This window comes from Enterobacter cloacae complex sp. SHL018 (assembly GCF_049237905.1).
Classification (GTDB): Bacteria; Pseudomonadota; Gammaproteobacteria; order Enterobacterales; family Enterobacteriaceae; genus Enterobacter; species Enterobacter hormaechei_C.
Genome location: NZ_JBMKJE010000001.1, coordinates 549,682 through 572,410 on the forward strand (window position 1 = coordinate 549,682; position 22,729 = coordinate 572,410).

The 22,729-nt window shown below is 54.4% G+C and carries 22 protein-coding genes; 6 read left to right on the forward strand and 16 right to left on the reverse strand.

Annotated elements, in window-relative coordinates; translation table 11 throughout:
* Positions 1 to 37 precede the first annotated feature (37 nt).
* Positions 38 to 2,215, forward strand: coding sequence for an ATP-dependent DNA helicase DinG (dinG, locus tag ACOTY5_RS02775; protein ID WP_015571073.1), 2,178 nt, complete (start codon positions 38 to 40; stop codon positions 2,213 to 2,215).
* Here dinG and ACOTY5_RS02780 read toward each other — a convergent pair.
* From ACOTY5_RS02780 to ACOTY5_RS02800, 5 genes are all read right to left on the reverse strand, one after another.
* Entirely contained in the window at positions 2,202 to 2,705 is a 504-nt protein-coding gene (locus ACOTY5_RS02780; RefSeq protein WP_045142372.1) for a fimbrial protein, read from the reverse strand. The two genes, dinG and ACOTY5_RS02780, sit on opposite strands and share 14 nt — an antisense overlap.
* 5 nt (positions 2,706 to 2,710) lie before the next feature.
* Positions 2,711 to 3,700: a fimbrial protein gene (locus ACOTY5_RS02785; protein ID WP_017384925.1), complete on the reverse strand. Its 990-nt coding sequence runs from the start codon at positions 3,698 to 3,700 to the stop codon at positions 2,711 to 2,713.
* Between the two features lie 21 nt (positions 3,701 to 3,721).
* Entirely contained in the window at positions 3,722 to 6,265 is a 2,544-nt protein-coding gene (locus ACOTY5_RS02790; protein ID WP_148103487.1) for a fimbria/pilus outer membrane usher protein, read from the reverse strand.
* Between the two features lie 26 nt (positions 6,266 to 6,291).
* On the reverse strand, positions 6,292 to 6,966 hold the full coding sequence (locus tag ACOTY5_RS02795; protein ID WP_045142371.1) for a fimbrial biogenesis chaperone: 675 nt from the start codon (positions 6,964 to 6,966) through the stop codon (positions 6,292 to 6,294).
* Between the two features lie 69 nt (positions 6,967 to 7,035).
* Positions 7,036 to 7,572, reverse strand: coding sequence for a fimbrial protein (locus ACOTY5_RS02800; protein WP_015571068.1), 537 nt, complete (start codon positions 7,570 to 7,572; stop codon positions 7,036 to 7,038).
* Between the two features lie 255 nt (positions 7,573 to 7,827).
* On the opposite strand from ACOTY5_RS02800, the gene ybiB reads away from it, so the two are divergent.
* Positions 7,828 to 8,790, forward strand: coding sequence for a DNA-binding protein YbiB (ybiB, locus tag ACOTY5_RS02805; RefSeq protein WP_045142370.1), 963 nt, complete (start codon positions 7,828 to 7,830; stop codon positions 8,788 to 8,790).
* Between the two features lie 116 nt (positions 8,791 to 8,906).
* On the opposite strand, the gene ybiJ is transcribed toward ybiB, so the two are convergent.
* From ybiJ to mcbA, 3 genes are all read right to left on the reverse strand, one after another.
* A complete protein-coding gene (ybiJ, locus tag ACOTY5_RS02810) occupies positions 8,907 to 9,167 on the reverse strand; it encodes a DUF1471 family protein YbiJ (protein WP_003858474.1) in 261 nt (86 codons plus the stop codon).
* 285 nt (positions 9,168 to 9,452) lie between these two features.
* Positions 9,453 to 9,719 carry a DksA/TraR family C4-type zinc finger protein gene (locus tag ACOTY5_RS02815; protein WP_017693765.1) on the reverse strand — a complete coding sequence of 89 codons (267 nt, stop codon included), beginning with the start codon at positions 9,717 to 9,719 and terminating at the stop codon, positions 9,453 to 9,455.
* Positions 9,720 to 9,842: 123 nt separating this feature from the next.
* Complete coding sequence (gene mcbA / locus ACOTY5_RS02820; protein ID WP_003858470.1) at positions 9,843 to 10,106, reverse strand: DUF1471 family periplasmic protein McbA; 264 nt, start codon at positions 10,104 to 10,106, stop codon at positions 9,843 to 9,845.
* Between the two features lie 242 nt (positions 10,107 to 10,348).
* On the opposite strand from mcbA, the gene rlmF reads away from it, so the two are divergent.
* Complete coding sequence (gene rlmF / locus ACOTY5_RS02825) at positions 10,349 to 11,260, forward strand: 23S rRNA (adenine(1618)-N(6))-methyltransferase RlmF (protein ID WP_017384919.1); 912 nt, start codon at positions 10,349 to 10,351, stop codon at positions 11,258 to 11,260.
* Positions 11,261 to 11,305: 45 nt separating this feature from the next.
* On the opposite strand, the gene ybiO is transcribed toward rlmF, so the two are convergent.
* The 6 genes from ybiO to rhtA all read right to left on the reverse strand — a co-directional run bounded on the left by ybiO (position 11,306) and on the right by rhtA (position 17,903).
* A complete protein-coding gene (ybiO, locus tag ACOTY5_RS02830) occupies positions 11,306 to 13,516 on the reverse strand; it encodes a mechanosensitive channel protein (protein ID WP_421631902.1) in 2,211 nt (736 codons plus the stop codon).
* Between the two features lie 120 nt (positions 13,517 to 13,636).
* Entirely contained in the window at positions 13,637 to 14,359 is a 723-nt protein-coding gene (glnQ, locus tag ACOTY5_RS02835) for a glutamine ABC transporter ATP-binding protein GlnQ (RefSeq protein ID WP_006809503.1), read from the reverse strand.
* Positions 14,356 to 15,015, reverse strand: coding sequence for a glutamine ABC transporter permease GlnP (glnP, locus tag ACOTY5_RS02840; protein ID WP_003858462.1), 660 nt, complete (start codon positions 15,013 to 15,015; stop codon positions 14,356 to 14,358). Before glnP ends, glnQ begins: the two co-directional genes overlap by 4 nt.
* Positions 15,016 to 15,108: 93 nt before the next feature.
* A complete protein-coding gene (glnH, locus tag ACOTY5_RS02845; RefSeq protein WP_003858455.1) occupies positions 15,109 to 15,852 on the reverse strand; it encodes a glutamine ABC transporter substrate-binding protein GlnH in 744 nt (247 codons plus the stop codon).
* 361 nt (positions 15,853 to 16,213) lie between these two features.
* A complete protein-coding gene (dps, locus tag ACOTY5_RS02850) occupies positions 16,214 to 16,717 on the reverse strand; it encodes a DNA starvation/stationary phase protection protein Dps (protein WP_000100801.1) in 504 nt (167 codons plus the stop codon).
* Between the two features lie 298 nt (positions 16,718 to 17,015).
* Positions 17,016 to 17,903, reverse strand: a complete 888-nt coding sequence (gene rhtA, locus ACOTY5_RS02855) for a threonine/homoserine exporter RhtA (RefSeq protein WP_017384917.1) — start codon at positions 17,901 to 17,903, stop codon at positions 17,016 to 17,018.
* Positions 17,904 to 18,257: 354 nt separating this feature from the next.
* Here rhtA and ompX point away from each other — a divergent pair, with 354 nt between their 5' ends.
* Entirely contained in the window at positions 18,258 to 18,776 is a 519-nt protein-coding gene (gene ompX, locus ACOTY5_RS02860; protein WP_003858450.1) for an outer membrane protein OmpX, read from the forward strand.
* A 114-nt stretch (positions 18,777 to 18,890) separates the two neighbouring features.
* On the opposite strand, the gene ACOTY5_RS02865 is transcribed toward ompX, so the two are convergent.
* Positions 18,891 to 20,474 carry a phosphoethanolamine transferase gene (locus ACOTY5_RS02865; RefSeq protein WP_045142369.1) on the reverse strand — a complete coding sequence of 528 codons (1,584 nt, stop codon included), beginning with the start codon at positions 20,472 to 20,474 and terminating at the stop codon, positions 18,891 to 18,893.
* Between the two features lie 269 nt (positions 20,475 to 20,743).
* On the reverse strand, positions 20,744 to 20,872 hold the full coding sequence (gene mntS / locus ACOTY5_RS02870; protein WP_017384915.1) for a manganase accumulation protein MntS: 129 nt from the start codon (positions 20,870 to 20,872) through the stop codon (positions 20,744 to 20,746).
* 183 nt (positions 20,873 to 21,055) lie between these two features.
* Between mntS and mntR the strand changes: the two genes are divergently transcribed.
* Both mntR and ACOTY5_RS02880 read left to right on the forward strand, forming a co-directional pair.
* On the forward strand, positions 21,056 to 21,529 hold the full coding sequence (gene mntR, locus ACOTY5_RS02875; protein WP_015571059.1) for a manganese-binding transcriptional regulator MntR: 474 nt from the start codon (positions 21,056 to 21,058) through the stop codon (positions 21,527 to 21,529).
* The gene (locus tag ACOTY5_RS02880; RefSeq protein ID WP_045142368.1) at positions 21,526 to 22,635 is read left to right on the forward strand and encodes an anion transporter; all 1,110 of its coding nucleotides are present in this window, start codon (positions 21,526 to 21,528) and stop codon (positions 22,633 to 22,635) included. The genes mntR and ACOTY5_RS02880 overlap by 4 nt, the downstream gene beginning before the upstream one ends.
* The last annotated feature ends 94 nt before the right edge of the window (positions 22,636 to 22,729 follow it).

Genomic DNA, 22,729 nt, shown 5'->3' on the forward strand with positions numbered 1-22,729 from the left:
CAATAGTGGCTGTTTATACAGTATTTCAGGTTTTCCGATGGCTTTAACCGCTGCGCTCAAGGCGCAAATTGGCGCATGGTATAAGGCGCTACAACAGCAGATCCCCGATTTTATCCCCCGAGCCCCGCAGCGGCAGATGATTGCCGACGTGGCGAAAACGCTCGCCGGGGACGACGGGCGACATCTGGCGATTGAAGCCCCGACCGGCGTCGGGAAAACCCTGTCGTATCTCATTCCCGGCATTGCCATCGCGCGGGAAGAAGACAAAACGCTGGTGGTCAGTACCGCTAACGTGGCCTTGCAGGATCAGATCTTCAGCAAAGATTTGCCGCTGCTGCGCAAAATTATCCCCGATTTACGCTTCACCGCCGCCTTTGGTCGCGGGCGCTACGTCTGCCCGCGCAATCTGGCGGCGCTGGCCAGCAGTGAACCCTCCCAGCAGGATCTGCTCGCGTTTCTTGATGACGAGCTGACGCCAAACAACAAGGCGGAGCAGGAGCAGTGCGCAAAGCTAAAGGCCGATCTCGACGGCTACAGGTGGGACGGCCTGCGGGATCACACCAGCCAGGCGATCGGCGACGACCTGTGGCGCAGGCTCAGCACCGATAAAGCGAGCTGCCTGAACCGCAACTGTCACTACTATCGCGAGTGCCCGTTCTTTGTCGCCCGGCGTGAGATTCAGGAAGCGGAGGTGGTTGTCGCCAACCATGCGCTGGTGATGGCTGCCCTGGAGAGTGAAGCGGTCCTGCCGGAGCCCAAAAACCTGCTGCTGGTGCTGGATGAAGGTCATCATCTGCCCGACGTGGCGCGGGATGCGCTGGAGATGAGTGCGGAAATTACCGCCCCGTGGTTTCGCCTGCAACTCGATCTGTTCTGCAAGCTGGTGGCAACCTGCATGGAGCAGTTCCGCCCGAAAACCACGCCGCCGCTGGCGGTCCCGGAGCGGTTGAGCGAGCACTGTGAAGAGGTGTACGGCCTCATCGCCTCGCTGAATAACATTCTCAACCTGTATCTCCCCGCCACCCAGGAAGCGGAACACCGCTTTGCGATGGGTGAGTTGCCACAGGAAGTGATGGAGATTTGCCAGCAGCTGGCGAAGCACCTTGAAAAGCTGCGCGGGCTGGCGGAGATGTTCTTAAACGATCTCAGCGAGAAAACCGGTACCCATGACGTGGTGCGCTTGCACCGCATTCTGCTGCAAATGAACCGCGCGCTGGGCATGTTTGAGGCGCAGAGCAAACTCTGGCGGCTGGCCTCGATGGCGCAGGCGTCCGGGGCGCCAGTGACAAAGTGGGCCACCCGCGAAGTGCGAGACGGACAGGTACATCTGTTCTTCCACTGCGTGGGCATCCGCGTGGCCGATCAGCTGGAAAAGCTGATCTGGCGCAGCGTGCCGCACGTGGTAGTGACGTCGGCAACCCTGCGTTCACTGAACAGCTTCTCAAGGTTACAGGAAATGAGCGGCCTGAAAGAGAAAGCGGGGGACCGTTTTGTGGCCCTGGACTCGCCGTTCAACCACTGTGAGCAGGGCAAGCTGGTGATCCCGCGCATGAACTATGAGCCGCTTATCGATAACGAAGAGCAGCATATTGCGGAAATGGCGGCCTACTTCCGCGAGCAGGTTGAGAGTAAAAAATACCCCGGTATGCTGGTGCTGTTTGCCAGCGGCCGCGCGATGCAACGCTTCCTGGAGCACGTCACCGATCTGCGCTTACTCCTGCTGGTGCAGGGCGATCAGCCGCGCTATCGGCTGGTGGAAACGCACCGTAAACGCATTGATAACGGCGAGCGTAGCGTGCTGGTGGGGCTACAGTCCTTTGCGGAAGGGCTGGATTTAAAAGGCGACTACCTGACGCAGGTGCATATCCATAAAATTGCCTTCCCGCCCATCGACAGCCCGGTGGTGATCACCGAAGGCGAATGGCTGAAAAGCCTTAACCGTTATCCGTTTGAAGTGCAAAGCCTGCCTGCGGCGTCGTTTAACCTGATCCAGCAGGTCGGGCGCCTGATCCGTAGCCACGGATGCTGGGGTGAGGTGGTGATTTATGACAAACGTCTGCTCACCAAAAACTATGGCCAGCGGCTGCTGAATGCGCTGCCGATCTTCCCGATTGAGCAGCCAGAAGTGCCGGAGGTAAAAAAACGCCCGGCAAAACCCTCTGCCGGGCGTACAAAAAGCATCCGTGCAAAGAGGCGCGGTCCTACTGGTAAGTGAATGTCACCTGAATCACGCTGCTGAACGTCCCGGCAGTGACGGGCATTGAGGTGGCGTAGTAGCGTGCGGACAGAGGAAAGGTTGCCGTGTGGTCGCTCGGATTGATGGCGGCGTTAAAGGCGGCCTGCGGGGCAATCAGTATTTTGTCCTGTCGGTCTGCCAGCTCCAGCGCCAGTCCCTTTGCGCTACCGATATTGGCAAATTTGGTCGGATGCACGCTGTCTGCCTGGCCATAGAAAAAGGCCGTGGCAAGCGCCAGCGTGGCTGGGCAGTGCGATACTGACAGGGAAAAGTCTTTCCACTCGCCGGTATCGCCCACGTCTTTAAAACTGCCCGACACCGCCTGGCCTAAGTCCACCGTCAGGTTGCGGCTGGCGCTGTCAATGACGCAGGTATTGGCGTAAATATTTCCCGTCATCTGGATCTGAATGTCGTCTGCGTGAGCCTGGGCCAGTAAGCCCACCGCCAGAAACGCGATTGTCTTTTTCATGTTTGTCACTTATAGGCGAGAGTGATGGTTGCTACGGTGTTGGCGGGGCCGGGCGTCACCACATCGCTGGTCTGCTCGTAGCGAACCTGAAAGGGGATATCCAGCGTTTCATTGGCAACGGCCTGGCTTTGGGTGTTGACGTAGGAGTCAAAGGTCGCGATATGGTCATCAAACAGCATTCTTACCCCGACGCCCCTTGCCATGCCCGTCTGCTTCGTCAGTTTGATCACTCCCTCAAATGCCGTTTCGTACCCGTTAGCACTGGTGATTTTTAGCTCAGGCTGAACGGTTGTGTCACAGTTAACGGTGATATTAAACGTCTGAGCGGGGCTGGATAAAAACCCCACGCTCATAAAATCACTGACGGGAAAATCGCCCAAATTAACGGTGAGATTTTTTGGCGAAACAGAGCAGGTGACCTGATGCAAAATGACGTTACCTGCATACGCAATATGATTAGGGCTGCCGATCCCTTCATGGCCAAAAACGCCAATGCCGAATTCGGTCTGAGACTGCACCAGCGTGCCGGATGTCACGGCGTCGCTTGTTTTCACCAGTTCAAGCGTGACGTCAAAGTTAAACGACTGTGTGCCATCGGTAGAAACATAGGCAACAGGCGTTCCGCGTGAATCGCACTGTACTCCGCCGGCTCCGCTGATTCGCTGACCCTGATCGTTCATTAGTGCGACCCCAATCCCCGGTACGCCGGAATCATAAACGCCCCTGAGCCCAGGAATTTCCGCGCCGGTGCCGTAGTAGCAGGAAACAATTTCCAGACCGCTGTCAATACTCTGATCGCAGTGCCCGGCAACATGAACGCTTTGCTCTGTACCCGGGATAGTTGCGCCAACGGCCAGCGTCGTCGGGACAGAGATGGAGGCCACGTTAATCATTTTGGGCAGATCCGGCGTGGTGCAGGTCGCCTTCGCATGCGGCATAAATAACGCGGCGGTTCCCAGAACCAGTAAGAAAAAGCACTGTTTAATCATTTGCATAATCGTTAGCCTGAACGGTAATCAATGACACTGCGCGGCAGCGTTAATGATGCTGGTTTTCTCTTTCTCATCCGTTAGCGCATAGTCAGCGACGCAGTGCTCGCTCGCCTCCTGTCCCCAGGAAACGTTGAGATGCCCTTGCTGTGGCAGACCCGAGAGGTAAGTCTGGCCGTCATTTCCGACAATAAATTCGCTGTCCTTATCCCCGGTGGTGACCGTTGCGCCGAAGGGCAGCGGTTTACCATTTTGTGTAAGCGTCATCAGGACGCGATTACCCACGCGGGTAGTAAAGCTGGCGCGCACCACGGCCCCTCGGGTCGGCGTCACAATTTGCGCCGCGTGGGTGACGTCGGCATCCTCCGGCAGCGTTTCGGTATCCAGTGCGATGGTGTTATGGCGATACGCGGTCACGAACGGCACGACGGTATAGCCACGGAAGTCAGTCTCCACGCCTGTCTGGTTGGTGATATGGGTGCCGTGCGTACCTGGCGCTTTCACCAGCGCGATGGTTTCACCGAGCGGCTGGCTCAGGGTTATCCCGTTAGCGTGGGCCACCACGCCGCCCTGCAAACCGACGTTCAGGGTCTGCTGATACTTATCCTGACTGACGCCTGCGCTCACTTCGCCGTAGGTCGCTTTGTAATCGGTGTTGATGCTGGTGGAGTTACCGCTGCCGGTGCTGCTGAGCCCTTCCTGGATATTCCAGTTCAGGTTGTCTTCTTTCAGGGCCGTACCGTTAAGACCGATGTTCTGCGTGGTGCCATCTTTGGTGTTGTTCAGGTTGTACGTGGCCCAGGTATTATGCATCCAGCGATCCAGCGGAACCGAAACGCTCAGCGAGAACTGGTTGTCGTTTGTTACCTCATTACCGTCTTCATCGCTGTCGTGGGTGTTTTTGTTCATGCTGTAGCTGAGGCTGTAGCTCACGCCGTGCCAGCTGTTGTTGTAGCTGACGCTCAGGGAGGTCATGTTCTGGCTCTGGCTCCAGTAAGTTTCCTTCACCATGCTCAGCGTCACCGACCCCCAACCTTCTGGCAGCGTCTGGTCAATGGTGGCTTCTGTACGGGCGCGGCGCTGCTGGGGAGCAGACCAGTCGTCGGCGCGGGTATACGACTCCATAGTGTCGTCCAGGGTGTAAAACCCCTTGCTGTTATAGCGATAGCCCGCAAGCGAAAAGTTGGTGCCTGAACCGGCGAAATCTTTGCTGTAGCGTACGCGCCACGACTGGCCCTTGCTGGACTGCTGTTTTTTCAGCAGGGCTCTGGCGCGGGTCACGTCAATGGAGAACGCCCCGAGATCGCCCATGTTTTTCCCGGCGCCGAGCGCCTGGGACTGATAATGGCTGCTCTGCTGCACGCCGCCGTAGGCCGTGAAGCCGTGAGGTAAACCGTAGATGGCGCTTCCCTGGGCAAACGGGGTCTTTTCAACGTCTTTGTCATAAGAGCGATAACGCCCGGCGGTTACGCTGTAGCGCAGGTTTTTTTCACGCTGCAATACCGGCACGGAGGCAAACGGCACCACGAAATGACTTTCGCTGCCGTCAGTTTCTTTCACCGTGACCTGGAGGTCGCCGCTGCTGCCGGTGGGGTAGAGGTCGTTAATTTCGAATGCGCCCGGCGCGACCGTGTTCTGATAAATCACGTACCCGTTCTGGCGGACCATCACCAGCGCGTTGCTGTGGGCGGTGCCGCGAATAATAGGGGCATAGCCTTTTTCGCTGTCCGGCAGCATGTCGTTGTCGGATTTCAGCTCCACGCCGGTGTAGGGGACGCTGTCAAAAACGTCGGAAGGTGAGGTGCTTTGGCCCACCGTCACGTCACTTTTCATCGCCACCATATCGCGTTGCGCATAGGTATAAACGGAGGTGAATTTCTGTTTCTCCTCGTGGCCCGTGGTGCTGCGATTCCAGGTGGAGTAGTTACGAACGCGCCATGCCCCGAGGTTGAAGCCGGGACGCAGGTTAACGTACTGGCTGCTGCTATCCTCTTCACCCTGCTGGCGCGCATGGCTCTGGCTGGCGTTGACGCTGTAATTAAGCAGGCCCGCGTTGATCCCTTCGTCAAACTCTTTCGGGTCGATGTAACCGCGTGGCACCTGTCCGAGCGCCTTTTGCGGAATGCTCAGCAGCAGCTGCTGGTTGCGCACGCGAAAGGTCGCGGATGCCGAAGGGATGGCGTGTAGATCGGCGCATTGACCTTCTGCCCTCAGCTGCGGATATTTTTGCGTTTTGATCCCGAGGCTCTTTAATTCGTCCAGTGTAAAACAAGGCTGAAGAGTGCTGGTGCCCTGCGGATCTTTAACTACGTTAAAGGTCACGTCACGGGTATCAATTTTATTGTTATTGATAAATACCGCGACCTGATATTTACCTGGCGCCTGACCGGGACCTTTTTCATAGACAGACAGATCGGTCTTTTCCTGCTGCGGGTTATCAATGTCCAGCAGGGCAGGGTTAAAATAATCATCAGCCAAAACCTGCTGCGCAAAGATCGCCATTGCCAGGCAACAAAAAGTCATCAGCAATGACGAAAATCGGCAGGTGAACGGCTTTTTATGGCGGTACATGATGATTTTATTACCGGGCAATATTATTAATGAACGGGTTTAGACCATGTCTGGCTGATGCTGCCGTAATCCGTAATAATGGAATACACGACGGTCGAGCCTCCGACATTGCCAGGTAAAGCAAAATGCGTTTCAGTTTTCGGCACAGCCCAAGTGGCTTTCGTGATTTTCTGACCATTCAGGGTGACGGCCTGAAAATTCATATAGAAAGGCGTGGGATTGTTCACCACTAAATCATTCCCTTCGCGATGCCATTCAAGTTTATCGGCCATATCTTCTGGTTTGCCTTTTACCTCTGACGGGCGATAGAGCAATTTAATTCGGGTGTTAATGGCAATTTGCAGCGTATTTACGCCTTCAACCTGCTTTGAGGAAGGGATCGATTTAATATTCAGCCAGTACAGAGATTCCCTGTCTTCCGGTAAATTTCCTCCCGTACGCACCACGCGTAGTACGTTATCTTCTTTCGCATCCAGTCGGAAAAGCGGCGGGGTGATCAGGAACGGTGCTTTGGCCAGGTTTTTACCACCGGAATCGACCCAGGACTGCACCAGATAATCCGTGGTATCTGGGTTTGAAAGACCAAGAGATGATTCCTTTTTATCTCCCTGATAGACCAGACGGGTGCCATTGATCACGACACCCGCCTGTGCCGAGGCTGCTACCAGTAAAAGAGTGCTCAGTAAATAACCGTGGCGCATAAAGATTTCTCAATAAAAAGATGAGATATTAATGCCCGCAAGAGCATTAATATCTCAGGATTGATAAGATCAGTTATAAATAACGGTGAAGGTCGATACAGAGTTAGCAGGGCCCGCAGTAACTGCCGCCTGAGTTTGAATATAACGCGCACCGAACTCCAGGTCGTTAACCTCCGTTCCGGAGGCTAAAGGATATTGCTTCGAAGGGGTATACAGAGTGACAGGCTGCCCGGAAGCGTCCATTAGCTGAATAGCTACACCAGTAGCCGCATCGGTATCGGGCGTTAATGCCAGCGTGGCATTATTATCCGCATCCGGGGTACCACCGAAGTTAATCGCAGCCGAGGTTACGGTTTCCGGACAATTGGTTAACTTAATATCAAACTTCGTGAGTGTGCTGGTAGAGCCTGCGCCGGTAAATACCGTTTTAGATACTTTTCCTAACTGAACATCTAATGGATTACTTAATCCATTCACGACCTGGCAAGCAGAATCGATAATTTCTCCGGTGAAATTAATCTGCCCTTCACCGTTGGTTTCCGCAAATGCGGATGCAGAACACCCCACCGTTGTGGCGATAAACAACCCTAATGCAACCTTGTTCATAGTAAATCCCAATGTGTTTCTGGCAAAAACGTTGCCTGGACGTTTTTACCGTTGACCCTTAATAACTTTCCGATGTTTATTTAATCAAAAAAAGGGCAGGTACGAATCTTTAGTTCCAATCACAAATAATGCAAATAGTGCTTGAGTTTATTTTTTTACCTGAAAACAGCAGGTTGATAATGATCACAAAACACTATCGGGTGCGTGTTCATCGGGCTATATTGTTAACAAGATGATGCTGTCAGGAGAAATGTCGTGGATTACCGCAAAATTATCAAAGAGGTAGGGCGTGGGAAAAACCATGCTCGCGATCTGGACCAGGAAACGGCCCGTGCGTTGTACACGCATATGCTGAATGGCGACGTGCCGGATCTGGAAATGGGCGGCATTCTGATTGCGCTGCGCATCAAAGGGGAAGGTGAGGCGGAGATGCGCGGTTTTTATGAGGCCATGCAGTCGCAGACGATGCGTTTAACCCCGCCCGTCACGAAGCCGATGCCGATTGTGATCCCGACCTACAATGGCGCGCGTAAGCAGGCAAACCTCACGCCGCTGCTGGCTATTCTGTTGCAGAAACTCGGTTTCCCGGTGGTGGTGCATGGCGTGAGCGAAGATCCGACGCGCGTGCTGACAGAAACCATACTGGAATTATTAGGCATCGAACCCACTCTCCATGCTGGCCAGGCGCAGGCAAAGCTGGAGGGGAACCAGCCGGTCTATATTCCCGTGCGCGCGCTCTGCCCGCCGCTGGAAAAGCAGCTGGACATGCGCTGGCGCATGGGGGTGCGTAACAGCGCCCACACCCTGGCGAAGCTGGCGACGCCGTTTGCCGAAGACGCCGCGCTGCGTCTTTCCAGCGTCTCCCATCCGGAGTACGTGACGCGGGTCGGTCAATTCTTTGCCGAAATCGGCGGGCGAGCGCTGCTGATGCACGGGACTGAAGGGGAGGTTTACGCCAACCCGCAGCGTTGTCCACAGCTGATGCTGATTGAGCCTGCCGGGACGCGGGTCGTGCTGGAACGTGGGGAAGAGAACAGCGATGTGATCCTGCCTGAGTCGAAAGATCCGCAAGTCACCGCGCACTGGATCGTACAGTGTCTGGCCGGAAAGGTGCCGGTTCCGCAGTCTATCAAGCTGCAAATGGCCTGCTGTCTGCTGGCGGCAGGGGAAGTGGCGTCCGTGGAAGCCGGGTTGCAGCGCGTGGCGCAGTCGTTTTAAGCAAAAAAAAGCCCGTCCAGTGGCGGACGGGCAAACAAGGGTAACAACAACAGGGTCAATGAGGGTTGGAGCATCTCACCAGAGGGTAGGGTGAGGGTGGAGCATAATTCGTTCGATTACTTGTAGATAACCGCAGTACCGCTCAGTTTGTTATTACCGTTAGTGGAGGTGATGGTGTATCCACTTGCGCCGGCAGCGGCAGCTTTTTCCGCCAGTTTGGCTTCCAGACCGTCCAGCGTGGTCGCGCCTTCAGCACTCACCACCCCGATTTTATTCAGATCCTGTGCCTGAGTAGAGGAGACTGGCTCTACGGCGAAAGCGCCGAAAGACAGAGCGGACAGGGCAACAGCGGCAACAGCATATTTGATGGTTTTCATAGGTCAATTCTCGCAGGTTATTCTGTTAAGGGGACGATGTTCCGTCGATGTGATAATTATCACGGTTTTTAGTGGAAGATAAAATCGAAGAGAATTGACGTGGTTACTCAAAAAAATTGAATGACAAATAACTTATTGATTATTAATAAATTCAGAAGCGCAATTGACATTTCTTGGGGATGCGCTTTACAGAAGCCATCGGAAGGGCACGTTTTGCTACGCGTTTCGCTAAAAGTCGTGAGCGTAAAGTAAACGGCTGGCGCGGTTAACTTCGGTAAAGGAAAGTCAACGTAACTGGCTGTCTTTCGATCCTCTACGATTATATCCTGAATGTGCCGCATTTTTTGAATCTTTCTCCTGCTGACAGGCAATGCATAGCCGTACGCCAGGAATGGCTTTACGCCGTGCTTCAGGAATCGGATCCCCGCACTCTTCGCATTCCGTCAAACTTTCGCCGCGCGGAATTTCACCGCGAGCACGCGCGACCGCATCTTCAATGGTACTGTTGATCTGTTCGTTAACGGCGTCGTCATTCGCCCAGCCGGAAGCCATCATGTTCTCCTGATCTGTTTAAGCCATTCATCTTAATATGGGGTTAAAAAACGCACAGTCAAGGCGAAGGAAGGAAATGAGAACTGCATCTGCCTTGCAGATGCAGTGTGGGAAAAGAGGGCGTTATTTATAGATAGTCGCGGTGCCGTACATATGGTTATCACCACCGGCGGCGTTCACCACGAAGCCTTTAGCCCCTTCCTGACGCGCTTTTTCGGCCAGCTTGTCCTGAAGGTCATCAAGGTTGCTTGCCCGGCTGACAGAGACCGTCCCGGCCGCACGTAGCTGGCTGGTGTCGTTGCTGTCGGTCAGAGGTTGAACGGACCAGGCTGAGAACGATGCGCCTGCCAGCGCACCCGCAATAATAAAGGTCAGATACTTTTTCATAATCACATCCTCAGGGGAAACAACAGGTGATTCCTCTTAAGTTTAGAAGCCTGACGCACGTGATTTAGCGCAAAAATTTGATGATGATCTGCTTATTTTTTGAACGATAAATTCTGACAATTTGCTGACAGATCATAGACATACAGGTTGCTGATTTTCGTCGGTTTTTTGTGCAGCGCAGACAGATATTTACCCCCGCGCCGTCACAGGGTATCTTACGCGGCTGTCTAAAGGAGAATGCCATGACTTCCCAAAAGCCGGGATTGCACCCGCGTAACCGCCACCGTAGCCGCTACGACATGAAAGCCCTGTGCCTGAGCTGCCCGGAATTGCAGGATTTTATTGTTCAGACACCAGCCGGTGAACCGTCGGTAAACTTTGCCGATCCGCTGGCGGTTAAGACGCTGAACAAAGCGCTGCTGGCCCATTTTTATGGCGTTACGCACTGGGACATCCCGGATGGCTTTCTCTGCCCACCGGTGCCAGGCCGTGCGGATTATGTCCATCATCTTGCCGATCTGCTGGCAGATGATAATGGCGGCGTGGTGCCGAAACAGGCCACCGTGCTTGATATCGGTACGGGCGCGAACCTGATCTACCCCCTGATAGGCGCACATGAGTACCAGTGGCGGTTTACCGGCAGCGAGATCGGCGCCGAGGCCTTTGCCAGCGCACAGGCCATTATCAACGCTAACCCAGGGTTAAGCCGGGCCGTTCGTTTGCGTCGTCAAAAGGATCCCGCTGCTATTTTCAACGGCATTATTCACAAGAACGAACAATATGATGCCACCCTGTGCAACCCGCCATTCCACGACTCCGCCGCCTCCGCACGTGCGGGCAGTGAACGCAAGCGGCGTAACCTGGGCCAGGCTGAAGATGGCGCGCTGAACTTTGGCGGCCAGCAGCAGGAGTTGTGGTGCGAGGGCGGGGAAGTGGCATTTATTTTGCGCATGATTGCCGAGAGTAAGGGCTTCGGTCGTCAGGTGAAATGGTTTACCACGCTGGTCTCCCGCGGCGATAACCTGCCGCCGCTTTACCGCGCCCTGACCGACGTCGGCGCGGTGAAGGTAGTCAAAAAAGAGATGGCGCAGGGCCAGAAGCAGAGCCGCTTTATCGCCTGGACCTTTATGGACGATAACAAACGCCGCAAATAGCCCCCCATCGCAGGCCGGGTAAGGCGAAGCCGCCACCCGGCTCGGTTACAGCGTCGGCTCCTGCGGAGGCAGCGGCGAAGCGGGCGGCGACAATACCTGATACGTCTGCACCGGCGCTCTCACGTTCGCCAGATCGAAGTGTTTTTTCACCATGCTGTCGAGGGCGAAGCGCACCGTCCACTGCTTAAGGGGCTGGGTGGTGAACGACACGCGCAGGGTAAAGGCAGTGTTCGTCAGCCCGACGATACCCGCGAACGACGGTTCACCAATCACCAGCCCGCGAATATCCTCCATCTCCATCAGTTCGCTCACCGCATCCCGCAGCGCCTGCTTCGCCTTATCTGCATCCTCATGACGATCGACATCATAATTCGCCACCACCGAACCAATGCCGCGCACAAAGTTGGCAAAGGTGGTGATCGATGACCACGGAATAATGTGGTACGCGCCGGTATCCTGACGTACGCCGACGGAGCGAATGGACATGCGTTCCACCGTGCCGGTGAGCGGTCCTATGGTCACCAGATCCCCGGTGTTCATCCCGTTCTCAAACTGGATAAAAATGCCGGTGATAATATCCTTCACCAGCGTCTGCGAACCAAAGGAGATCGCCAGCCCAAGCGCACCGGCACCCGCCAGCAGCGGGGCGATATTCACGCCGATTTCCGACAGTACAATCATGATGGTGATGGTGCTGATGATCACCGCCAGCGCGTTGCGGCACAGGGTCAGCAGCGTGCGGGCGCGGGCGCTCGGCAGCGGCCTGCCGTGGACATCCGACACCAGACGGTTTTCGATAAGGCTTGCCAGCAGCGTCCAGCCGACGGCGGAGAAGAACAGGATCAGCGCGATACGAATAAGAATATCAACGGTCTTTTCCCCCGCGCCGTTATGCAGCCAGTTCCAGAAATCAAACAGCCCCCACGCGTTCAGCAGTAGCATAATTGCCACGCAGACCGTCAGAATACGCGCCACCTTCAGGGATACCGTCATCCAGCCATTTACCCGCTTTTGCAGTTCCGGGTAGTTACGCTGAACCTGCGGCGACAGGGTGATCGTTTTCGACAGCCAGCGGGAGAGCAGGCCAGAGACAAAGGCCGCAATGCCGATAATCGCCAGGCTTTTGAACGTCGCCCCCATCATAAATTTCAGGCTATTGCCCGGATCGAACAGGGAGAAGAAACAGAGCACAATAAAATAGGCGCTGGCCAGCCAGTGCCACACCAGCGCAAAGGCGCGAATAAAGAGGCTGAAAAAGGAGAGGGAGCGATCGGCCAGGTGCAGCAGGCTGTCGGTGATCGCTTTTTTATTGTGGAAGATGAGGTACAGCGCCCAGACGGTAATGCACAGCATGATCAGCACGTTCGCCAGCGCCCCGAACTGCACGTTAACCTGGTTGGAAATAATCGGCACGGCAACCAGCAGGCCATAACCGATCAACCCGCTCAGCACGCTGAGCCGCACCGCCCAGTATTTGGCGCTCTGATCCGAAATGGCGAAGGGGCGAAGGTCCGGCACGCGCGGGCAGAAGATCAACCGCAGGAGGGCTTTAAAGAACTCAATCAGGGCAAACGCATTGAGGAACAGTCCCTGCTGAAACGCGATGGTTTTGTTTCCGGTATTAAGGCGGTCGGCCAGCATCTGGCCGACAAACAGCGTCAGGGCCAGCAGCAGCAAATCGATGACAAACGCCCCGGTAATCATTGCCGGAAGATGCAGCCAGCTGCTTTTATGCTGGTTCTTTTTGCGCCCCCACTGGCCCATTTTCCGGTAAAGCGGCCAGACAGACAGGCGCAACAGCCAGTAAAAAATGAAGACGGCGCCGGCCAGAATGGCAAACTGGGTGGCGGCTGCGGAAAAGGTGTGAGGATTAAAAGGCTTATGTGAGGTGCCAACCAGGTTGCGATAGAGCTGGGCAAAACGCGACGACAGGGCTTCCCCGTAGCGGCGACTGATGTCGGTGACGTTTTCCAGCACCGTTTTTTCTTCTTCGGCTTCCGGCGGCGCAATAGCAGGAACCGGATCCTGAGGCGGCGTGGCGGCCACCTTCCTCAGCTGATCGATCAGCTCCTGTCGGGACGTGTCGTTCTCAAGCACGTCGGCCAGCGCGCCGTAGGCGGCTTTTTTCTTTTCAGCGTCTGGCTCTGGCGGCGCATTTTGCTGGGTGGCGGTGGCTCCGGTGGTAACGCCGGGCAGGGTTACAGCAAGTGATGGCGCGCTAAACATGCTAAACAGTAGCAACAGGATCCACGGCACGGCGTCCTCCGACAAAAATATCGTGCAAAATGATAAGTATAGAGCGCGGGGAGCGGAGGGGAGTTTTTGGGAACAATCCGGCGTAAAAAAGCCGGGCATGCCCGGCTCTGGGTGTGTCTATCAGGAGACGTGTTGCAGGAACTCCTGGAGGCGCTGGCTTGGTGGGTTCGCAATCAGCGCCTGCGGATTCCCGTCCTCCGCGATACGGCCCTTATCAATGAAGATCAGACGGGACGCCACCTTTTCGGCAAAGCCGATTTCGTGGGTAACGATCACCATCGTCATGCCTTCTTCCGCCAGATCCTGCATAACTTTCAGCACTTCGTGACGCAGCTCCGGGTCGAGTGCCGACGTTGGCTCATCGAACAGCATCATCTTTGGCTTCACCGCCAGCGCACGGGCAATGGCCACGCGCTGCTGCTGGCCGCCGGACAGCTCGGAAGGATAGTGGTGGGCACGCTCCGCCAGACCAACCTTCGCCAGCAGATCTTTTGCCAGCGCTTCCGCTGCCGCTTTGCTGGCCCCGCGCACGCGCAGAGGACCGAACATCACGTTTTCCAGCGCCGTGAGGTGCGGGAACAGGTAGAACTGCTGGAACACCATGCCCGCTTCCTGGCGGATCAGGCGCTCGTCCACTTTCGGATCGTTAACCTTCAGACCATCGACGATCAAATCGCCGCTGGTGATCTCCTCAAGCTTGTTAATGCAGCGCAGCAGGGTGGATTTACCGGAACCGGACGGCCCGATGATCACCACCACTTCGCCCTGCCTGATGTTCAAATCGATATTGTGCAGCACCTGGGTTGGGCCAAAGTGCTTGGAAACGTTTTTAAATTCAATCACAGGATTTTCATCCTTCTTTCAAGACGACGCAGAACAAAGCTCAGGACAAGCGTGATAATCAGATAGACAACGGCGACCGCACTCCAGATTTCCAGAGCGCGGAAGTTACCCGCGATGATCTCCTGGCCCTGACGGGTCAGTTCGGCCACGCCGATAACAATAAACAGCGAGGTGTCTTTAATGCTGATGATCCACTGGTTACCCAGCGGCGGCAGCATGCGGCGCAGCGCCAACGGCAGGATCACGTGACGAATGGTTTCGCGACGGGAAAGACCTAACGCCAGGCCGGCTTCGCTGAAGCCTTTATGAATCGACAGCACCGCACCGCGGGTAATTTCCGCAATGTAGGCGCCGGAGTTGATCATGATGGTAACAACGGCGGCGCTGAACGGGTCGATGCGCAGGTCGGTGAAGGCCATCGGCAGGGCGAAGTAGATGAACATGACCTGCACCACAATGGGGGTGCCGCGGATCACTTCGATGAAAACCAGTGCGATGTGGTTTGCAATCCAGCCGCCGTAGGTGCGGGCGAAACCGGCCACCAGACCGATAATCAACCCGCCAACCAGACCGAGGACCGAAATCCACAGGGTCATTTTAGCGCCTTCAAGCAAGAGAGGAATGGCAGGCCAGATGGCGCTCCAGTCAAACTGCATGATGTATTCCTGTATACCGTGGTGAAAAACAAAAAACGTAGGCCCGGTAAGCGGAAGCGCCACCGGGCGTTACAAACCTGAAGTCAGGTGAAATTATTTAGGCTCGGTACCGAACCATTTTTTGTAGATTTCGTTATAGGTGCCGTTCTCTTTCAGGGTTTTCAGCGCGCCGTTAACTTTGTTACGCAGGTCGTCGCTGCCTTTCGGGAACGCAATACCGTACTGCTGAGCTTCCAGGGAATCACCTACCGCTTTGAACTTGCCATTACCGGCGGTTTTGATGAAGTAAAGGATGTTAGGCGTGTCGTGCAGCACCGCGTCAGCGCGGTTGGTGCCCAGTTCCATGTAAGCGTTGTCGATGTTCGGGAACTGACGCAGGTCTTTGGTTTTGATGTTGGCTTTCGCGTAATCAACGGAGCCGGTGCCGCTCTTCACGGCGACCACTTTACCGTCGAGATCTTTCACGCTTTTCACGTCGTTGTTATCCGCTTTCACCATCACCAGCAGGCCGCTTTTGTAGTAGCCGTCAGAGAAGTCGATGGCTTTTTTACGCTCTTCGGTAATGGTGATGCCTGCCAGCGCCAGGTCAACGTTTTTGGTTTGCAGTGCCGGGATAATGCCGCTGAAATCCATTGGCTTCAGGGTGTAATCCAGTTTGAGTTCTTTTGCGACAGCGGCCCACAGATCCACGTCAAAACCAACGTATTTATCACCCTGTTTGAATTCAAACGGTACGAACGCCGTGTCAGTCGCCACAACCAGTTTGTCGGCAGCCTGCGAGGACACCGCAAACGCCAGGGTAAGTGCAGCCAGTGAAACTTTTAATACAGACTTCATAGCATTTCCTTTTATATCCACGGGGCGATCCCCTGCGAGAACCTCAGGCACAATGAAAAAATCGTGCCAATTTTACAAGCTGTTGTTTTGCAAAGGGGATGATGTCACGCATTGCACAAAAAGCGTGGCAATTTTGCCAGGTTGCACCAGAATGGAGCACCGTTTTGGTGCGCTTCGTTAAGGTCTTCTGACAGGGGGATATTTAGCGCAGAATCTGACGAAAAAACAATCTTCCGTTAACGGTTGTGTGAGGTGATTATTACATTTTATTCACTTTTGCGGCCGTTGCGGGCAAAAGTGCGCACCATAAATGTGCAAAACCCCCGCCAGGGGCGAGGGTTATTCGGACAATCCGCAGGGATTATTCGATGTTGGACTCAATGAACCACAGGAACTGATCCAGGTCGCGTGATGCGGCAGTGAAGATATCAGCGGTATCTTCATCTTTGGCTTCGCCAATCGCTTTACGAACATCATTCGCCACAATCGCATAACGATCCGCCAGCTCTTTCAGGTGATCCTGAACGGTATGGATATCCAGCGGATAGCTTTTCAATGGCGTTTTGCTGTTGATCACCTGTGTGGTACCCAGTGCCACGCCACCCAGCTGTACGGCACGTTCGGCCATGGTGTCCAGGTGAGTCACCAGTGCTGTGCGGAAGCCATCCAGCATTTCATGAACGGCAATAAAGTTTGCACCGCGCATATTCCAGTGGGCCTGTTTGGTGATCAGCGAAAGATCGATGAACTGGACCACCTGGCGATTCAGCAACTCGATGGTCGCTTTTTTATCGCTATCCGATACATCGTTACGGGTATAAAGCAGATTAGACGCTTTCGTTTTCACCAGTTTAGCGGTACTCATAATCTCATATCCTCTTGATGTTTGTGTCCCAGGTAATTACGGGACTAAGTATAGCACCGGATTTTTTCTCTGCGGTTTGGCTCTGCCTATCGGTTTAATAGCGAAAGGAAGGTTGTATTATCAACCATTTGAAAAGTAAGTGGTTTATTTAAATTGATACAGATCAATCTTAATTCACTCTCCAGGAAAGCGAGCAGGTGAAATATTTTGGCAATAGGAGAGAGTTTGTAAGAAATTATTTGAGCGACTGACGTGGCGTATATTCTGCATGGCGGGTTAGCCATGCAGAATTTAAGGTTTAGTTGAGGTCTATTTTTTCCACTTTAGGTTCCGGACGCATGGTCAGGGTGGAGCCCATTGACGCCGCGATAATGGAACAGAGCGCCAGCGTTTGTACCAGGGTCAGGGTTTCACCGAGGAAAATCATTCCTGAGATGGCGGCCAGCGCGGGCTCCATGCTCATGAGCGTACCAAAAATGCGTGTGGGCAGGCGCGTCAGGGCGATCATCTCCAGAGAGTAGGGCAGCGCCGTGGAGAGAATGGCAACCGCCAGCCCAACCGGCAGGATTGACCATTGCCATATTGAGTCTGTCGCTTGTGCCATTCCAATCGGGACAAAGATAACGGCGGCAATCAGCGAGCCTAAGGCGACCGTCGCGGGGCCGTGCTCTTCCCCCGCACGCTGGCCAGTGAGAATATACACCGCCCAGCATGCCCCCGCGCCCAGCGCCAGAGCTGCCCCTGTCAGATCGATTTGTGAAACGCTTTGCCCGAGCGGCAGCAGGAACCATAGCCCCAGCACGGCCAGTACGACCCAGATAAAGTCTACCGGACGACGAGAAGAGAAGAGGGCAACCGCCAGCGGGCCGGTAAATTCAAGCGCGACCGCGATCCCCAGCGGGATCGTCTGAATAGAGAGATAGAACATGTAGTTCATCCCTCCCAGCGCCAGCCCATAAAAAAGCAGTGGCAGTCGCTGCTCCTTTTTAAACCGTAGCCGCCAGGGTTTAAAAACAACCACGAGGATCAGGGTGCCTAATGCGATACGCAGCGCCGTGACGCCGGGCGCACCAACCAGCGGAAACAGCGATTTTGCCAGCGACGCACCGCTTTGTATGGACATCATCGCGATAAGTATGACTGCCACCGGCATCCAGACCGACGATTTACGAGGTAAACCTGGCATCCTTTCTCCTGTCAATTTATGTCAAATGAGGTAAAAGTCGCAGTGTAATGGAAATAAGCTGCAACGGTTGAGCTACTGTTGAAAAAAATCCAGGGAAAATCCGTAAAATGAGAAAACGTTGATGATTTTATCGCCTGAAAGATTAGGAATAATCTGGATGAACTAAATGGCGATGACGCGCACTATTAGCATTTACAGGTGAAAATCTGGAGTTATTTGAACGAGATAGCTGGTGCTGGAAATGTTCTGTTACAGGAAAGGTCGCATTAGACATCGTGAATGACAAAGAGTTTCACAGAATTTTTTGATATATTTAAAACTTACGGACTTACTTGAAGCACATTTGAGGTGGTTATGAAAAAAATTGCATGTCTTTCAGCACTGGCAGCTGTTCTGGCTGTTTCCGCAGGTACCGCTGTAGCGGCAACTTCTACTGTAACCGGTGGTTACGCTCAGAGCGATATGCAGGGCGTGATGAACAAAACCAACGGTTTCAACCTGAAGTACCGTTACGAGCAAGACAACAACCCGCTGGGTGTGATCGGTTCTTTCACTTACACCGAGAAAGATCGTACTGAAAATGGCTCTTACAATAAAGGTCAGTACTACGGCATCACCGCGGGTCCTGCTTACCGCCTGAATGACTGGGCAAGCATCTACGGTGTTGTAGGTGTTGGCTACGGTAAATTCCAGCAGACCGAAAACCAGGGTCTGAACCGTACTGCAAGCAACAGCGACTATGGTTTCTCCTATGGCGCAGGTATGCAGTTCAACCCAATCGAAAACGTTGCTCTGGACTTCTCCTATGAGCAGAGCCGTATCCGCAACGTTGACGTTGGCACCTGGATCGCGGGCGTAGGTTACCGCTTCTAATCACTTCGGTGAGCCAGTAAAAAATCCGCCCAATGTGGCGGATTTTTTTTGTTTGTACCCTCTCCCCGTGGGAGAGGGCCGGTGAGGGCATCAGCCCGCACGAAACGGCAGAAATTACTTACTCTTAATATCGAAAATATCCGTCCCAAGATGGTTATAGTCGACTTTCTGTAACTTAAAGTTGGTAATGTAAACTGGCGGGCCCTTCTTCCCGGAGATAAACGGGTAATCATTTTTTATCTCTTTCGCCTTAATCCCCGTCCATTGTGAGAAGAATTTCAGGAAATCGTTCGCGGAACGGCGCGCTTTGATGATGCGATGCGTTTTGTCATCACTCGACAGCACCATAAACGGTACCTGGAAGTTTTGCTGGAACTTGTCATCGTGTGCCAGATACTGCACCTGTTTACCGCGCTCCTTAAATGCCAGACCGTGGTCAGAGAAATGGACCATCGAGAAGCTGTCGCCGCTGTTGCGCAGCTGTGCGTACAGCTTGCTGAGCAGATCGTCGGTTTGCGTCATGGTGTAGAGATAACACGAGGTCTCTTTGGATTGCACAAACTCCGCATATTTTCCCCCGGTACGATCGCATGCCTGCGGGTGTGACCCCATCAGGTGCAGGACAATCAGCTGCGGCTGGGTGCGCTGAGTAGCAAAGACCTGCGCCGTCATTTTTAGCAACGCTTCATCTTTTGTGTTTTTATCGGCTTCGAAATCACCGCTTTTCAGGAACTGTACCTCGTCGGCACGCTTCGCGATGCTGGCGATGGCGGTATCATACTCGCCGATCTGTCCCTGGTTAGAGAACCACCATGTCTGAAAACCTGCCCGGTTGGCCAGGGTGACAAAATTATCCTGAAACTGCGGTTTTCCATCCACCACGCGGTTGAGCGTCAGACCGAGTGATTTCTGCGTCGAGCCGCTGGCCGCCACGTAGTCGGTAAACAGCGTACCGTTAACGGCGCTGGCAAACGGCGTGTTATCCCAGTGACCGCCAAACGCGCCGAGCGCATCGCGACGCGCGCTTTCACCGATCACCACCACGTAGGTGTGATACTTCGGTTTCACCGCCAGCACATTCCAGGTGTCTTTCATGGTGGAAAGCTCGGCCATACGCGCCTGCTCGTCGAGCACTTCCTCGTTATTCACCACCACGTCTTTGACGAAGCGAAACACCGGATACCCGGTATCTTTAAGCTTAAACACGCCGCCCCAGGCCAGATTTTGTACCGGTGCAACAAAAAACGTCACCACGCTAAAGGCCAGGCACAGGCTTTCAATTTTACCCCATGCCTTTTTCCCGACGGGCTTACGACGAACCGCAATCACGCCGAGGGCAAAAATGAAAAGGCCAACCACGTAGTTGTACCACGGAAAGATCGTCAGGATCTCTGTGGACTCTTCCATATTGGTGGAGTGGAGCGCCAGCAGAGTATTAAAGTTCGGCGCGCCATAGGCCTGGCCAAACGGGAAATAGGCGGCAGCAATCAGAGAACAGATCCCGATAAGCACTTTCTGCACGCGCGGTGCGCTTCGCCAGAGCAGGTGAAGAATACAGGTGAATCCGACGGCATAAAGCAGGCTAAAGGGGTAGCCAAGAGCAAAGTTAATCAACAGCGATTGCAAAAAATAGAATCCCGTCCACGGGCTTAAGGCCCGGCTGCGGGTAACAAGTGTATCAATCAGGGTTACGTTCATAGATCACTATCACGAAAACGCCATGTGCTCACCCTGGCGTCAAGGGTCAAAGCCTGCCGGACAGTGCGTGGAAAGGGAATGAGAGGTCCGCTTCAGCGAGCCGCAAATTGTGCAGGGCTGCAAGAAGATAGTGCGAGCGTGAATTAAGGTCAACAGTTGCTAAACAGATGTTTTGCGAAGGGGGCTGCAAATCCGCAAAAATAATCGGGAACAGGCCAGTTTACAACGTAAGTGTGACGGGAAAATGAAGCGGCGTACCGCGACGCCGCCTAGTGGGAAGAATTGTCGTCCTGCTGCGGTTTGGCGTTAAACATATCGCACAGCATGTTCAACAGCATCAGGCGCACTTTAAAAGGAGAGTGGGTAAACACGTTCATACACCTCTTGAATTCATTCATAAGACCTCCTGATTCATGATCCCTTCGATCCGTGAAGGGTGACTGCATTACATACAGATATAGCACAGGCTATATTGTATAGCTATGGCTAATTCGTTAATTTTTTGTGCTTGTAGAGCTATGGTTTACAATGTGCGCTCCGTTACAGGGCGCTGGAAGCGTCAACCCCATTGAGGAAGCACAATGAACCGTCGCGCAGGTAAGCCAACAACAAAAAAAACGACGCAACTGGTGAACGTTGAAGAGCATGTGGAAGGCTTCCGCCAGGTGCGCGAGGCGCACCGCCGGGAGCTGATTGATGATTATGTCGAACTGATCTCTGATCTGATTCGTGAGGTGGGAGAAGCGCGCCAGGTGGATATGGCCGCACGCCTTGGGGTGTCGCAGCCAACCGTTGCAAAAATGTTAAAACGTCTGGCGTCGGTCGGGCTGATCGAGATGATCCCCTGGCGCGGGGTGTTTCTCACCGCTGAGGGCGAAAAGCTGGCGCAGGAGAGCCGCGAGCGCCACCAGATCGTCGAGAATTTTTTACTGGTGCTGGGCGTCAGCCCGGAAATTGCCCGTCGGGATGCCGAAGGTATGGAACACCACGTCAGTGAAGAGACGCTGTTGAAGTTCCGCGAGTTTACGCTCAAATACGGTCCCTCCGCTGAATGAACATCCCCGGCTTGCAGGCCCTGAAACGCGATCGCTTTTTCCATCTTTTACTGATCACTGGCGTTGGGCTCAGCGTCTTTGTGCCCTTCACGCCGCACACCTGGCCGGCGGCCATAGACTGGCGCACCATTATTACTCTGAGCGGTTTGATGATGCTCACCAAAGGCGTGGAGCTGAGCGGCTATTTTGACGTGCTGGGGCGCAAAATGGTGCGCCGCTTCGCCACCGAGCGCAAACTGGCCCTGTTCATGGTCTTTTCGGCGGCGCTGTTGTCGACGTTTCTCACTAATGACGTGGCGCTTTTTATCGTGGTGCCGCTTACGCTCACGCTGCGTAAGCTGTGCGAAATACCGGTTACCCGTCTGATTATCTTTGAAGCGCTGGCCGTCAATGCGGGCTCGCTGCTCACGCCGATCGGTAACCCGCAGAACATTCTGCTGTGGGGACGCTCCGGCCTGTCGTTTACCGCGTTTACCGGGCAGATGGCGCCGCTGGCGCTGGCGATCGTGGCGTCGCTGCTGGCGGTGGGCTGGTTTGCTTTCCCGAATAAATCGTTGCAGTACCACAGCGGTACAACCGGCCCCCATTGGCAGCCGCGTCTCGTCTGGAGCTGCCTGGGGCTGTATATCGTTTTCCTTATCGCGCTGGAGTTAAACCAGGCGCTGGCGGGCGCGCTGCTGGTGGCGTGCGGCTTCCTGTTCCTCGCCCGGCGGGTGCTGGTGAGCGTTGACTGGACGCTGCTGCTGGTGTTTATGGCGATGTTTATTGACGTCCATCTCCTGATCCAGCTTCCGGTATTGCAGAACGTTCTCCATAGCGTCAGCGGTCTGTCGCAGCCGGGATTATGGCTGACGGCGATTGGTCTCTCGCAGGTGATCAGTAACGTGCCGTCCACCATTTTGCTGCTTAACTATGTTCCCCCAACGGTACTGCTGGCGTGGGCGGTCAACGTCGGCGGCTTTGGGCTGCTGCCTGGCTCGCTGGCTAACCTCATCGCCCTGCGGATGGCCAACGATCGCCGCATCTGGTGGCGCTTCCATTTATGGTCAATCCCGATGCTGCTCTGGTCAGCGGCGGTCGGTTTCGGACTATTCCTTCTCATATAGTGCGCAATTTGTCAGTTTTTCCTGGCAAATGTATAGCAACGTCCTAGCTTTAGTGAACGGCATAGTGTGATGCCGCTCACTGACAGGACCGTTG

What these genes read in the sequence shown, in the direction of transcription:
- dinG (WP_015571073.1), top strand. Translation starts at nt 38, where the DNA reads ATGGCTTTAACCGCTGCGCTCAAGGCGCAAATTGGCGCATGGTATAAG.
- ACOTY5_RS02780 (WP_045142372.1), bottom strand. Translation starts at nt 2,705, where the DNA reads ATGAAAAAGACAATCGCGTTTCTGGCGGTGGGCTTACTGGCCCAGGCT.
- ACOTY5_RS02785 (WP_017384925.1), bottom strand. Translation starts at nt 3,700, where the DNA reads ATGCAAATGATTAAACAGTGCTTTTTCTTACTGGTTCTGGGAACCGCC.
- ACOTY5_RS02790 (WP_148103487.1), bottom strand. Translation starts at nt 6,265, where the DNA reads ATGTACCGCCATAAAAAGCCGTTCACCTGCCGATTTTCGTCATTGCTG.
- ACOTY5_RS02795 (WP_045142371.1), bottom strand. Translation starts at nt 6,966, where the DNA reads ATGCGCCACGGTTATTTACTGAGCACTCTTTTACTGGTAGCAGCCTCG.
- ACOTY5_RS02800 (WP_015571068.1), bottom strand. Translation starts at nt 7,572, where the DNA reads ATGAACAAGGTTGCATTAGGGTTGTTTATCGCCACAACGGTGGGGTGT.
- ybiJ (WP_003858474.1), bottom strand. Translation starts at nt 9,167, where the DNA reads ATGAAAACCATCAAATATGCTGTTGCCGCTGTTGCCCTGTCCGCTCTG.
- ACOTY5_RS02815 (WP_017693765.1), bottom strand. Translation starts at nt 9,719, where the DNA reads ATGGCTTCCGGCTGGGCGAATGACGACGCCGTTAACGAACAGATCAAC.
- mcbA (WP_003858470.1), bottom strand. Translation starts at nt 10,106, where the DNA reads ATGAAAAAGTATCTGACCTTTATTATTGCGGGTGCGCTGGCAGGCGCA.
- rlmF (WP_017384919.1), top strand. Translation starts at nt 10,349, where the DNA reads ATGACTTCCCAAAAGCCGGGATTGCACCCGCGTAACCGCCACCGTAGC.
- glnP (WP_003858462.1), bottom strand. Translation starts at nt 15,015, where the DNA reads ATGCAGTTTGACTGGAGCGCCATCTGGCCTGCCATTCCTCTCTTGCTT.
- glnH (WP_003858455.1), bottom strand. Translation starts at nt 15,852, where the DNA reads ATGAAGTCTGTATTAAAAGTTTCACTGGCTGCACTTACCCTGGCGTTT.
- dps (WP_000100801.1), bottom strand. Translation starts at nt 16,717, where the DNA reads ATGAGTACCGCTAAACTGGTGAAAACGAAAGCGTCTAATCTGCTTTAT.
- rhtA (WP_017384917.1), bottom strand. Translation starts at nt 17,903, where the DNA reads ATGCCAGGTTTACCTCGTAAATCGTCGGTCTGGATGCCGGTGGCAGTC.
- ompX (WP_003858450.1), top strand. Translation starts at nt 18,258, where the DNA reads ATGAAAAAAATTGCATGTCTTTCAGCACTGGCAGCTGTTCTGGCTGTT.
- ACOTY5_RS02865 (WP_045142369.1), bottom strand. Translation starts at nt 20,474, where the DNA reads ATGAACGTAACCCTGATTGATACACTTGTTACCCGCAGCCGGGCCTTA.
- mntS (WP_017384915.1), bottom strand. Translation starts at nt 20,872, where the DNA reads ATGAATGAATTCAAGAGGTGTATGAACGTGTTTACCCACTCTCCTTTT.
- mntR (WP_015571059.1), top strand. Translation starts at nt 21,056, where the DNA reads ATGAACCGTCGCGCAGGTAAGCCAACAACAAAAAAAACGACGCAACTG.
- ACOTY5_RS02880 (WP_045142368.1), top strand. Translation starts at nt 21,526, where the DNA reads ATGAACATCCCCGGCTTGCAGGCCCTGAAACGCGATCGCTTTTTCCAT.